10 protein-coding genes are annotated in these 11,784 nt (G+C 66.6%); 6 read left to right on the forward strand and 4 right to left on the reverse strand.

What is annotated here, in order from left to right; genetic code table 11:
- Positions 1-7: 7 nt before the first annotated feature.
- Complete coding sequence (locus tag N2604_RS14505; protein ID WP_260375300.1) at positions 8-2,197, forward strand: cation-translocating P-type ATPase; 2,190 nt, start codon at positions 8-10, stop codon at positions 2,195-2,197.
- Positions 2,197-2,364 (forward strand): cbb3-type cytochrome oxidase assembly protein CcoS, encoded by a 168-nt coding sequence (ccoS, locus tag N2604_RS14510; RefSeq protein WP_008550618.1) that lies wholly within the window; start codon positions 2,197-2,199, stop codon positions 2,362-2,364. Before N2604_RS14505 ends, ccoS begins: the two co-directional genes overlap by 1 nt.
- Here the strand turns inward: ccoS and N2604_RS14515 are convergent.
- The gene (locus tag N2604_RS14515; RefSeq protein ID WP_260375301.1) at positions 2,361-3,563 is read right to left on the reverse strand and encodes an MFS transporter; all 1,203 of its coding nucleotides are present in this window, start codon (positions 3,561-3,563) and stop codon (positions 2,361-2,363) included. The two genes, ccoS and N2604_RS14515, sit on opposite strands and share 4 nt — an antisense overlap.
- Before the next feature lie 234 nt (positions 3,564-3,797).
- Complete coding sequence (locus N2604_RS14520; protein WP_260375302.1) at positions 3,798-4,277, reverse strand: cupin domain-containing protein; 480 nt, start codon at positions 4,275-4,277, stop codon at positions 3,798-3,800.
- 264 nt (positions 4,278-4,541) lie between these two features.
- Here N2604_RS14520 and N2604_RS14525 point away from each other — a divergent pair, with 264 nt between their 5' ends.
- Positions 4,542-5,258 carry a peroxiredoxin-like family protein gene (locus tag N2604_RS14525; RefSeq protein WP_260375303.1) on the forward strand — a complete coding sequence of 239 codons (717 nt, stop codon included), beginning with the start codon at positions 4,542-4,544 and terminating at the stop codon, positions 5,256-5,258.
- 182 nt (positions 5,259-5,440) lie between these two features.
- On the opposite strand, the gene N2604_RS14530 is transcribed toward N2604_RS14525, so the two are convergent.
- Positions 5,441-6,328 carry a LysR family transcriptional regulator gene (locus N2604_RS14530; protein ID WP_260375304.1) on the reverse strand — a complete coding sequence of 296 codons (888 nt, stop codon included), beginning with the start codon at positions 6,326-6,328 and terminating at the stop codon, positions 5,441-5,443.
- A gap of 189 nt (positions 6,329-6,517) precedes the next feature.
- On the opposite strand from N2604_RS14530, the gene N2604_RS14535 reads away from it, so the two are divergent.
- Together N2604_RS14535 and N2604_RS14540 are read left to right on the forward strand one after the other, a co-directional pair.
- The gene (locus N2604_RS14535; protein ID WP_260375305.1) at positions 6,518-7,663 is read left to right on the forward strand and encodes a patatin-like phospholipase family protein; all 1,146 of its coding nucleotides are present in this window, start codon (positions 6,518-6,520) and stop codon (positions 7,661-7,663) included.
- A gap of 91 nt (positions 7,664-7,754) precedes the next feature.
- Positions 7,755-8,699, forward strand: a complete 945-nt coding sequence (locus N2604_RS14540; RefSeq protein WP_260375306.1) for an oxygenase MpaB family protein — start codon at positions 7,755-7,757, stop codon at positions 8,697-8,699.
- Between the two features lie 207 nt (positions 8,700-8,906).
- On the opposite strand, the gene glgA is transcribed toward N2604_RS14540, so the two are convergent.
- On the reverse strand, positions 8,907-10,322 hold the full coding sequence (glgA, locus tag N2604_RS14545) for a glycogen synthase GlgA (protein WP_260375307.1): 1,416 nt from the start codon (positions 10,320-10,322) through the stop codon (positions 8,907-8,909).
- Between the two features lie 196 nt (positions 10,323-10,518).
- Between glgA and N2604_RS14550 the strand changes: the two genes are divergently transcribed.
- Positions 10,519-11,715 carry a CaiB/BaiF CoA-transferase family protein gene (locus tag N2604_RS14550; RefSeq protein ID WP_260375308.1) on the forward strand — a complete coding sequence of 399 codons (1,197 nt, stop codon included), beginning with the start codon at positions 10,519-10,521 and terminating at the stop codon, positions 11,713-11,715.
- The last annotated feature ends 69 nt before the right edge of the window (positions 11,716-11,784 follow it).

Consider the following 11,784-nt stretch of genomic DNA (forward strand, 5'->3'; position numbering starts at 1 on the left):
TTCAGTCATGCAGGTCACGCGCGATTTCTCTCATTACGTCCGCGATGCGGGCGAGGGCCTCCGCCACATCGATCTCGCCGTCGAGGGCGTTCACTGCGCCGGCTGCATGGCCAAGATCGAGCGCGGGCTCTCGGCCATCCCCGACGTCACGCTGGCGCGTGTCAACCTGACCGACCGCCGCGTCGCGCTGGAATGGAAGGCGGGCACGCTCGAGCCCGGCCGCTTCATCGATCGCCTCGAGGAGCTCGGCTACAAGGCCTATCCGTTCGAGACCGAGAGCGCGGAGGTCGCCGAGGTCGCCGAATCCCGCTTCCTGCTGCGCTGCCTGGGCGTTGCGGCCTTCGCCACCATGAACGTGATGATGCTGTCGATCCCGGTGTGGTCGGGCAACGTCTCGGACATGCTGCCGGAGCAGCGCGATTTCTTCCACTGGCTGTCGGCGCTGATCGCGCTGCCGGCGGCGGCCTATGCCGGCCAGCCGTTCTTCCGTTCGGCCTGGCGCGCGCTGTCGGCCAAGACCACCAACATGGACGTGCCGATCTCGATCGGCGTGATCCTGGCGCTCGGCATGTCCGTGGTCGAGACCATCCATCACGCCGAGCATGCTTATTTCGACGCGGCGATCATGCTGCTGACCTTCCTGCTGGTCGGCCGCTTCCTCGACCAGAACATGCGGCGGCGGACCCGCGCGGTCGCCGGCAATCTCGCCGCGCTGAAGGCGGAGACGGCGGCGAAGTTCGTCGGGCCCGACGAGATCTCTCAGGTGCCGGTCGCGGCCATCCATCCCGGCGACATCGTGCTGCTCAGGCCGGGCGAGCGCTGCGCGGTCGACGGCACCGTGATCGAAGGGCGTTCGGAGATCGACCAGAGCCTGATCACCGGGGAGACGCTCTATGTCACGGCCGAGCAGGGCACGCCGGTCTATGCCGGATCGATGAACATCTCCGGCAGCTTGCGGGTGCGGGTCTCGGCGGCCTCCGAGGCGACGCTGCTCGCCGAGATCACGCGGCTGCTCGACAATGCGCTCCAGGCCCGCTCGCGCTACATGCGGCTCGCCGATCGGGCCTCGCGGCTCTATGCGCCGGTGGTGCACGCGACCGCGCTTCTGACCATCCTCGGCTGGGTCGTCGCCGGTGCGAGCTGGCACGACGCGATCGTGACCGGCGTTGCCGTGCTGATCATCACCTGTCCCTGCGCGCTCGGTCTCGCCATCCCGACGGTGCAGACGGTGGCCTCGGGCGCGATGTTCAGGGCGGGTGTGCTGCTCAATGCGGGTGATGCGATCGAGCGGCTGGCCGAAGCCGATCATGTCATCTTCGACAAGACCGGCACGCTGACGCTTCCCGAACTCCAGGTGATGAATGCTGCCGACATCCCCGCCGATGTTTTCGAGCTCGCCGGCCGGCTCGCGCTGTCGAGCCATCATCCGGTGGCCGCCGCCGTCGCTCAAGCCGCCGGTGCGAAGTCTCCGATCCTGAGTGCGGTGGAGGAGGCCGGGCAGGGGGTCCGTGCGGCCGTCGACGGCGTCGAACTTCGCCTCGGCCGTCCCTCCTTCTGCGGTGCCGAGGCGCTGGTCGGCGTCGCCGCGCTCGATCCCGAGGCCTCCATCGTGGCTTTCAGCAAAGGCAGCGAAAGGTTCATCCTCTCGGTTCGCCAGGGCCTGCGACCCGATGCCAAGGCAGTGATCGCGGCGCTGAAGGCGCGCAACATCGGCGTCGAAATTCTCTCCGGCGATCGCGAGCAGGCCGTGAAGGCGGCGGCGCATGCACTCGGCATTCCCGAATGGCGCGCCGGCGTCACGCCGGCCGACAAGATCGCGCGGATCGAAGAATTGAAGCGGCGCGGCGCGAAAGTGCTGATGGTCGGCGACGGCATGAACGATGCGCCCTCGCTCGCGGCGGCCCATGTCTCGATGTCGCCGATCTCGGCCGCGCATCTCAGCCAGGCCACTGCCGATCTCGTCTTCCTCGGTCGGCCGCTGGCGCCGGTGGTTGCCGCCATCGATGCCTCGCGCAAGGCGCTGCATCTGATGCGGCAGAATCTCTGGCTTGCGATCGGCTACAATGTGCTCGCGGTGCCGGTTGCGATCAGCGGCGTCGTGACGCCCCTGATCGCGGCTGCCGCGATGAGCGGATCGTCGATCCTGGTGATGCTGAACTCGCTGCGCGCCCGCAGCGCCTCGCGGGAGATCGTGTGATGGAGATCCTGGTCATCCTGGTCCCGCTCGCCTTGATGCTCGGAGGTGCCGGTCTCGTCGCCTTCCTCTGGTCGCTCAGGAGCGGCCAGTACGACGATCTCGACGGCGCCGCCTGGCGCGCGATCGCGGACGACGAGCCGCCGCAGGAAGCGCCGGCGAAACGTTAGCGTTTCAGGGCGAAAGTGAGCAAGGCCGCCAGCGCGAGGGCGGCCCCGACACCCCAGATGCAGGCCTGCCAGCCGAAGCTGTCGAACAGGCGGCCGAGCACGGCCGTACCGACCAGCCCGCCGCAGAAATAGCACGCGAGATAGGTCCCGCTGGCGATGCCGCGATTGTCGGCTGCGGCCTGCCCGACGAAACCCGTCGCGGCGGCCTGTGCGAAGAACGTGCCGACGCCGACCAGGACCATGCCGGCGAGCACCTCGCCGAGATGCGGCGCCAGCATCAAGGGCAGGCCGAGCCCGGCAACAGTGAGCGCGCCCCAGATCGTGGGCCGCGTTCCCAGCCGTGCCGCCACCTTGCCGGCGAGAAGCGTCGTGACGACAGAGGGCAGGAAGACGAAATAGACGAGGCCGAGATCCATCATGCCGAGTGACAGCGGCGGCCGCACCAGCACGAAATTGACGTAGGTGAAGGTGCCGATGAAGGCGAACAGGATGCAGAAGCCGATGCCGAAAGCGGCGCGCAGCTGCGGATTGCGCCAATGTGCGATGGTGGCGGCAAGCGGCGAAGTCGCCGGCATCGTCGCATGCATCGGCCGCACGCGGTTGACGGTGAAGTAGACCAGCGCCGCGCCGGCAAGATTGAGCGCCGCGAACAGATAGAAATTCCAGGCGAGGCCGAGGCCATCGGCGACCGCCGCCGAGATCAGCCGGCCGACGAAGTTGCTGGCGACATTGCCGGTGATGTAGGCGGCAAAGGCGCCGCCGGCGTCCATCGCGCTGCATTGCTCGCCGAGATAGGCGAGGGTGAGCGCGAAGGCGGATGCCATGCACAGGCCCTGCGCGACCCGCAGGGCGGTGAAGACGGCAAGATTGGGTGCGACAGCAAGCAGGCTGGTGGGGACCGCAAGCAGAGCGAGGCTCAGCAGGATGCCGGTTCGCCGGTCGATACGCGGACTGAAGAAGCCGACCACGAGGCTGGCTGCGGCCATGCCAAAGGTGCTGGCGTTGACGGCAAAGCCCATTGCCGCGGGTGTAACGCCGTAGTGCCGCGTCAGCGAGGGCAGGATCGCCTGAGTCGCGAAGAGATCGACGACCGTCAGGAATGCGGTGAGGCCGATCACGAGCGAGCGCAGCGCGAGGCCGGGGGAATGCGCATCCATCGTCATGGCGGTCGGTTTGATATGTGCTGACAGATCAGTCATGGCGCGGCATCTCCTCGACTTGTCATTGCGGATGCGGCGGCTCCGCGATAAGGCTATCGCATATGGCGCTTTGTCGACGCCGAGCGCGCGCCTCGTCCTTCGAGACGACCGCTTCGCGGTCTCCTCAGGATGAGGCTAAGCGACATTGTGCTCGCTGAGGCTGCCGCCGCGCGCCCGGTCCTCATCCTGAGGAGCCCGCCTGAAGCGGGCGTCTCGAAGGATGGCCGCGACGCATTACATATGTTTGTCGTTGGGATCCTTGCGGACATCGCCGACATAGAGAATGACCGTCTCCTTGCCGAGGTTCTTCCACCAATGCGAGGTGCCGTAGACTTCGGGGCGGATGTCGCCGGCCTTGTGCACGATCGGGTCGACGCAGTTGGAGGCGTATTCGACGATCTCGCCCTGCTGCACGAAGATCAGCGCGGGACGGTCGTCATGGCTGTGCCAGGGCACGATGCCGCCGGGCGCGATGGTCAGCTTGCGGAAGCGCAGCTCGCGGCCCTCGATATGGGCGGGCTGCTTGCCGAGGTCGATCGTGCCGAGCGTCACGTCGGTGACGCCGACGGGCTTGTAGTCGACCATCTGCTGCGCGTTCGGCCTGGTCTTGCCGGCCGGACATTCGCCGGCGAAGACCGGCGTCGCAAATGTCAGCGCGCCGAGAACGACAGCGCTCGTCCAAACCACGCGCGACATTGTGAGATGGCTAGACATGGAAAGTCTCCTCTGTTGGCCGGCAACCCCTGATGGTCGCGGGCGATGGCAGGAGCTTGGTCGAGACCATCTCCATCTCGAAATGCCGGTTTGCTTTCGATGCGATAGCCCCGCGCTATGCCGATAGGCGGCAGCTATCGAACCGATTGGGCATCGGCATTTCCGCTTTCGCAGCATTTCCGATGTCCTGGCATTGCGGTCGCCCCTTGCGGGCTGGCGAACCGGGAAACTAATATTTGCCCGCAAGGAAGCCGGAGCAGGAAGATGATGTCTCTCTCGCCAGCCGACACCGAACAGCTCAGGCTCGCGTTCCAGCGCTGCCGCGACATGGACGGCACGCTGAACGAACAGCTCCGCGCCTATGCTGATGCCAGCCGCAAGGTCTTTCCGGCCTATGGCGAGGCGGTCGATCGCCTGGTCGCGCGATTGAACGGCAACGGCGGTGGCGAGACGGCGCCGCGGCCGGGCGATCCGATGCCGCCGTTCATGCTGCCCGACGAGGAGGGACGTCTCGTGTCGCTGCCCGCGCTGCTGGAGCGCGGCCCCCTCGCGGTGATGTTCTTCCGCGGCCATTGGTGTCCCTATTGCCGGCTCAATGTCCGCGCCGTGGTCCAGGCGCTGGACCGCATCAAGGCGATGGGGGCGCAGGTCGTCGCGATCATGCCGGAGACGCAGGAATATACCGGGCAGCTCAAGGCCGAATCCGGCGCGCCGTTTCCGATCCTGACGGATCTCGACAACGGCTATGCGCTGTCGCTCAACCTCGCGATCTGGCTCGGCGCCGAGATCCAGCAATTGCTGTCCTATCAGGACATGGCGAAATTCCACGGCAATGACGGCTGGATGCTGCCGATCCCCGCCGTGTTCGTGGTCGGACGCGACGGCATCGTGAAGGCCCGTTTCGTCGATCCGGATTTCCGCAAGCGCATGGAGATCGACGATCTGATCGAAGCGCTGGAGCGCGCGAGCCGGGAGAATTGAGCTTCTTCCCCTTCTCCCCTTGTGGGAGAAGGTGGCGCGAAGCGCCGGATGAGGGGTTCTCTCCACGCACTCGGTGCAAGAGCGGCACGAACCGAGAGATACCCCTCAGCCGTCTCGCCGCTACGCGGCGAGCCACCCTCTCCCACAGGGGGCGAGGGGAAGGGCGATCGACACTGCAAAGACTACCCCGCGATCTCGCGCCAGTCGGCGCCACGCAGCATGCGCATCACGGCATTGCCCACCGCGGTGCGTTGCCGGCCGGCGACCCCATAGAGGTTGACGGTGCGGCGGGCGTCCAGCCCCGTGACTGCGGCGCGGGTCAGCCGCTCCGGCACGGGCGAGGTGTGCGGCACCATGGCGATGCCCAGGTCGGCCTCGACCAGCTCGATCAAGTCGCGCTCGTTCGAGACCTCATGACCCTGTTCGATGTCGATGCCGTGCTCGCGCAGGCTCGCAGAGATGCGGCGCGCGTGCTCGCAGAAGGTTCGGCTCAGCAGCAGCTCCGATCGCAAGTCATCTAGCTCGATCGAGCTGCGGCCGGCCAGGCGGTGTCCGTCGCTGACGACGAGCTCGAAGCTCTCGGTGAACAGCGGCCAGACATCCAGCCGGTCCCAGGCCTGGTCGATCTCGGCTGCGATGCCGAGCTCGGCTTCGCCCTTCTTCAGGAAGTCGCCGACCTCCCGGCCCGAGCCGCGCAGGAAGCGGAATTCAAGCCGGTTGAACTGCCGCTTGATCTCGTTGAGATGCGGAATCAGCAAAGCGAGGTCGATCGAATGCGTCAGCGCAATGCGCAGCGCGCCGATTTCTCCGCTCTTGAACGAGGAGGCGAGCGAGCGGGCACCGATGGCCGCGTCATAGCACTGTTTCAGAAGCGGATGCATGCGCTGGCCGAGCTCTGTCAGTTGCGCGGCGGGGCGTTCGCGGCGGAACAGGTCGCCGCCAAGCTCGGCCTCGAGCTGCTTGATCGCGCGCGTCAGCGACGGCTGCGTGACGTTGCACTCCTCGGCCGCGCGCGTGAAGTTCAAGAGCTGCGCCACCGCGAGGAAATAGCGGACCTGGTGCATTTCCATGGATCGGCTCCCAGCTAAAATCGACCGAAATCTAGCCGATCAGGGCGGGAAATGACATCCCGTGCCGATAGCGCATGCGTATGGTAATGGAAGCCAGCCGGCATTTCCAAAAGCCCATACGCGGGGCGAGAAGGCAGGACGTCACATTCGCCTGACGAATGGCAAGGGTTGGCTCAGCTGGAGCGAGACATGAGCACGCAGGACAATTCGCAGGACAAGAAGTTCGACCTGCCGGGGCAGGTCGTGCTCGTGCTTCAGGGCGGCGGCGCGCTCGGCTCGTACCAGGCCGGGGTCTACCAGGCCTTGCACGAAGCCGGCATCGAGCCGGACTGGATCATCGGCACCTCGATCGGTGCGATCAATGCGAGCCTCATCGCCGGCAACGCGCCCGAGCACCGGCTGGCGCGCTTGCGGGAGTTCTGGAAGCGGATGGAGCAGCAGCCGGTCTGGGACTGGCGCACCGCGTTTCCCGGCTTCAACGAGAAGCTGGCCTATTGGTCGACCGTGACCCACGGCATTGCCGGTTTCTTCCGGCCCAATCCGCTGGCCCATGCCGGCGATTCCTATCCGCTGGGCGCCGATCACGCCGGCTATTATTCGACCGCGCCGCTGGAGAAGACGCTGAGCGAGCTCGTCGATTTCGATCTGGCCAATCGCTGCGCACCGCGCCTGACGGTCGGTGCGGCTCATGTCGGCACCAGCGAAATGCGCTATTTCGACAGCCGCGACGGCGAGCTGACGGTGAAGCATGTGATGGCGTCGGGCGCACTGCCGCCGGCTTTCCCCGCCGTGCGCATCGACGGCGAGCTCTATTGGGACGGCGGCATCCTGTCGAACACGCCGACCGAAGCGGTGTTCGACGACAATCCACGCAGGAACTCGCTGATCTTCTCCGTGCATCTGTGGAATCCGGTCGGGCCGGAGCCGACCACGATGGCGGAGGTGCTGAACCGGCACAAGGACGTGCAATATTCCAGCCGCATCGCCAGCCAGATCGCGCGCCAGCAGCAGGCCCATCGCCTGCGCCACGTCATCAACCAGCTCGCGGCGCGGCTTTCCGACAGCGAGCGCAACGATCCCGCGGTGACGGAGCTGATGAGCTACGGCTGCTCGACCCGCATGCATGTGGTGCGGCTGCTGGCGCCGCAGCTCGAACGCGAAACCCATACCAAGGATATCGACTTCAGTCCGTCCGGGATCACGCGGCGCTGGCACGCCGGCTATGCGCACACGAAGTCGGTGCTGGCGCGCAAGCCCTGGATCGGCGAATTCGACCCGCTCGCCGGCGTTGTGCTGCACGAGCATATGGACGAGATGCCGATGGCGGCGGAGTGAGGGCTCTGTCCGTCATAGCTTCGCACGACGATGATTTTGCAGGCGCGCGGTCCGGAGTATGGTCGCCGTATCTTCGTCGCGAGGCTTGCAATTGGTCGCTGAGAAAGATCTGGAGGAGTCGCTCGATACGCTGCGTGCCAACGCGGCGGGACCGGTCGCGGGCGTATTCGGTCCGGCCTCACTGACCTGGCAGATCGACCGGGAGGCCGTGATCTTTCTCGGCGCCGGCCGTGCGCTGCTGCTGCAACTGGCCCATCCATGGGTGGCGGCGGCGATCGCCGAGCATTCGCGCACCCTTGCCGATCCGATCGGCCGCTTCCATCGCACCTTCGACATCGTCTTCACGATGGTGTTCGGCTCGCTGGACCGGGCGCTGCTGTCGTCCCGGCAGCTGCATCGGCGTCACAGCATGATCGTCGGCGAGATGCCCGAGACCGTGGGGCCGTTCGCGGCCGGCTCGCGCTACTGCGCCAACGACATCCCCGCGCTGCGCTGGGTCCACGCCACGCTGGTCGAGACCGCGCTCATGGCACATGATCTGGTGCTGCCGCCACTCTCGGCGGAGGAGCGCGATCGCTATTGGAGCGAGGCCAGGCTGTACGGCGCCTTGTTCGGATTGACGGGGGATGATTTGCCGGCGGACTGGTCCGGCTTCGTCGCCTACACCAAGGCAATGGCGCAGTCGGAGACGCTGACCGTCGGCCCTGCGGCGCGCGAGATCGCCGCGCAGATATTCAGCGGCGCACGGCCGTGGCTGCGGCCGCCGCGCTGGTATCGCGCGCTCACCGCGAGCATGCTGCCGGAACGCTTGCGCGCAGGCTTCGGCTTCGAGCTCGACGCGCGGGAGATCCGATCGGCCGACAATGCGCTGACATGGATACGGCGCGTCTATCCGAAATTGCCCGGCAGGCTGCGCTATGTCGGCCCCTACCAGGAAGCCCAGGCGCGCCTGCGCGGCGAGATGCATCTTGATTGGATGACGCGCTGCCTCAACCGCGCCTGGATCGGACGGCCGCGGATGGATGTGCGACGCTGAGCGCTCCCGGCGGGTCCCGGACAAGCTGCAACGCGTGGAGCGTTGCAGCGCAGAGCCGGGACCCAGAGGCCACGAGCTCCGTCGAGACATGTGCCCCGGCTCAGCAGCGCACCGTCGAAGAGACGCTGCGCTGCGTCCGGGGCACGAGAGCGGAGTGGGGCGCGCGACTTTCTCCGCCATGACGGAGTGTGCGGAAGCGCCTCGGGCTCACACCGACGCCAGCTTGCGGTACAGCGCGCTGTAGCTGCCGGCCGAGATGCTCCAGGAGAACGAGCGTCCCATGGCACTGCGGCGCATGGTGTCGAGCTGGTCGTGGGCCATGAAGGCCGAGAAGGCCCGCCGCACGCCGCCGATGAAGGACTCGCGCGAGGGCTTCGAGAACAGGAATCCGGTCTCGCCGTCGCTGATGGTCTCGGCGAGGCCGCCGGTCTGGTGTCCGATCGGCAGCGAGCCGAAGCGCTGGGCGTACATCTGGCTGAGTCCGCACGGCTCGAACCGCGACGGCATCAGGGTGAAGTCGCTGCCGGCGAAGATGCGCCGCGCCTGGGCCTCGTTGAAGCCGATCGCGACCCCTATTGCGTCGGGGCGACGGCGGTGCGCGTCGATCAGGGCCTGCTCGAGCGCCGGCTCGCCGGAGCCGGTGACCACGATCTGCCCGCCGGCGTCGACGATCTCGTCCGCCGCCGACAGAACGAGGTCGATGCCCTTCTGGTGCACGAGACGCGCGACGATTCCGAACATCGGCCCGCGCGAGACCGCCAGCCCGAACTGCTTGCGGACATAGTCCGCGTTCGCCTTCTTGCCGATCCAGTCGCCGGCGCCGAATTGCTGGGCGAGCTGGGCGCAGGAGCGTGGGTCCCAGCTCTCGTCGATGCCGTTGAGGATGCCGGTGAGCTCGGCGGCGTCCGAGCGGAGGCGGAGCAGGCCCTCCAGGCCGCAGCCGAACTCGGCCGTGGTGATCTCCCGCGCATAGGTGCCGCTGACCGTCGTGAGGTGCGAAGCGTAGACGAGGCCCGCCTTGAGAAAGGAGACCTGGTCATAGAACTCGACGCCGTCGATGTGGAAGGAGCTCTCCGGTGCGCCGATCCGCCGCAGCGAGTCCTTCGGGAAGAGGCCCTGATAGGCGAGGTTATGGATGGTCAGGATCGACGGCAGCTTGGCGCCCTGCCAGGCGAGATAGGCCGGCACGAGCGAGGCCTGCCAGTCATTGGCATGGATCAGGTCTGCTGCCCAATTCTTGTCCAGCTTGCCCATGGCGAGCTCAGCCGCCGCCGAGGCGAAGCGCGCGAAGCGGATGTCGTTGTCGGGCCAGTCGCGCCCGAACTCATCGCCATAGGGGTTGCCGGGCCGGTCGTAGAGCTGCGAGCACAACAGCACATAGACCGGCAGGCCGTCCTTGGTCGCGGCACGGCCGAGCGAGCAGGCCGGCATCTCCGCGAATGCGGGACAGCGGCCAACGACCTGAATATGCGTGAGTTGCTCGATGATGTCGCGATAGCCGGGCAGCATGATCCGGATATCGGCGAAGGAGCGAAGTGCGCGGGGGAGGGCGGCGGAAACGGCGCCCAGTCCGCCAACGCGGACGAAGTCGTCCATCTCTGTGGTGACGAACAAGACCCTCAAGAACAGCCGCCCTCTTCCGACCCCGCTTGCTGCTATGCAAGAACGGGTCCAGTTGTGCTGGAATTCCAAAGCCCGCCCACGCGGCACGTCTGCTCGGTAAACACTTTCCTACTCAGCCGCCGCCCTCTAGGGTCGCCGCATCAACAACAAAGAACTTCGATGGTTCCAAAGAGTCCAAGGACGCAGGTGGGTGGGCATGCAGCTAGCAGATAAGCATGAGGGGACGTTGATAAAGGTCATGGCGGGTTTGCGGGTGCTGGATTTTTCGACCACGATCGCCGGGCCCCATTGCACGCGGATGCTCGCCGACATGGGCGCGGAGGTCATCAAGATCGAGACCGACGGCGGGGAGACGATGCGGACCCGCCCTCCCTTGCGCAACGGCTGCAGCACCGCGTTCGGCCAGCTCAATGTCGGCAAGAAGAGCGCGGTCCTCGACCTCAAGTCCGAGGACGGCAAGGAGGCGGTGCGCCGGCTGGCCGCGACATCGGACATTCTGGTCGAGAACTTCCGTCCCGGCGTGATGCGCCGCCTTCGGCTCGACTACGACAGCCTGCGTCAGGTCAACCCGAGGCTGATCTACTGCTCGATCTCGGGCTACGGCCAGACCGGCCCCTCGGCCGAGCTGCCGGCCTACGCCCCGGTGATCCACGCGGCCTCAGGCTACGACATGGCACATCTCGCCTACCAGCCGGGCCGCAACCGCCCCGACTATTGCGGCATCTACCATGCCGACGTCGTCACCGGCACCTACGGTTTCGGCGCAATCGCGTCCGCGCTCTATCAGCGCACCGTGACGGGCGCCGGCCAGCACATCGACGTCTCCATGCTGGAAACCATGCTGTCCCTGACGCTGACCGAGTTGCAGAGCTCGCAATTCGCGGTGGCGCCGCCGCCACGTCCGATGTTCGGACCGACCGAGACGGCAAGCGGGTACGTCATGATCACGATCGCGAGCGAGAAGACGTTTCAGGCCTTGATGGGGGTGATCGGCCGGCCCGACTGGGTCTCCGATCCACGCTTCGCCACCTATGCCGCGCGCCGCGAGAACTGGGCCGAGCTGATGGACGGCGTGGAAATCTGGTCGCGGCAGCTTTCGACAGATGCATGCCTGCACGTGCTTGGTGCTGCCGGCGTGCCGGCCTCGGCCTATCGCAGCGTGTCCGAGGCCTTGGCCGACCCGCAGCTTGCGCATCGCCGTGCGCTCTCCGAGGTGCGGGACGAGGGCGGCTCGTTCCAGGTGCTCAACCTGCCGTTTCGGATGTCGGGGGCTGACACGACGCCGGCCAAGACCGTGTCCGTGCTCGGCGAGCACACGGCGTCGCTGCGCGAGGAGATCGGCCTTGCAGGCGGTGTATCAATTCCGCCAGGCAAAACAGCCGCGACATCCTGAATCGCATCGCCGGCACATGCGGCGATTGAACTCTCGTTGGTTCCTCTTGCCGAGGCGGGCATTTGTCGC

This window comes from Bradyrhizobium sp. CB1015 (assembly GCF_025200925.1).
Lineage (GTDB): Bacteria > Pseudomonadota > Alphaproteobacteria > Rhizobiales > Xanthobacteraceae > Bradyrhizobium.

Excerpts from the sequence above, each read along its gene's own strand:
- N2604_RS14535 (WP_260375305.1), top strand. The coding sequence starts at position 6,518 with ATGAGCACGCAGGACAATTCGCAGGACAAGAAGTTCGACCTGCCGGGG.
- N2604_RS14530 (WP_260375304.1), bottom strand. The coding sequence starts at position 6,328 with ATGGAAATGCACCAGGTCCGCTATTTCCTCGCGGTGGCGCAGCTCTTG.
- N2604_RS14550 (WP_260375308.1), top strand. The coding sequence starts at position 10,519 with ATGCAGCTAGCAGATAAGCATGAGGGGACGTTGATAAAGGTCATGGCG.
- N2604_RS14525 (WP_260375303.1), top strand. The coding sequence starts at position 4,542 with ATGATGTCTCTCTCGCCAGCCGACACCGAACAGCTCAGGCTCGCGTTC.
- N2604_RS14520 (WP_260375302.1), bottom strand. The coding sequence starts at position 4,277 with ATGTCTAGCCATCTCACAATGTCGCGCGTGGTTTGGACGAGCGCTGTC.
- N2604_RS14515 (WP_260375301.1), bottom strand. The coding sequence starts at position 3,563 with ATGACTGATCTGTCAGCACATATCAAACCGACCGCCATGACGATGGAT.
- N2604_RS14505 (WP_260375300.1), top strand. The coding sequence starts at position 8 with ATGCAGGTCACGCGCGATTTCTCTCATTACGTCCGCGATGCGGGCGAG.
- ccoS (WP_008550618.1), top strand. The coding sequence starts at position 2,197 with ATGGAGATCCTGGTCATCCTGGTCCCGCTCGCCTTGATGCTCGGAGGT.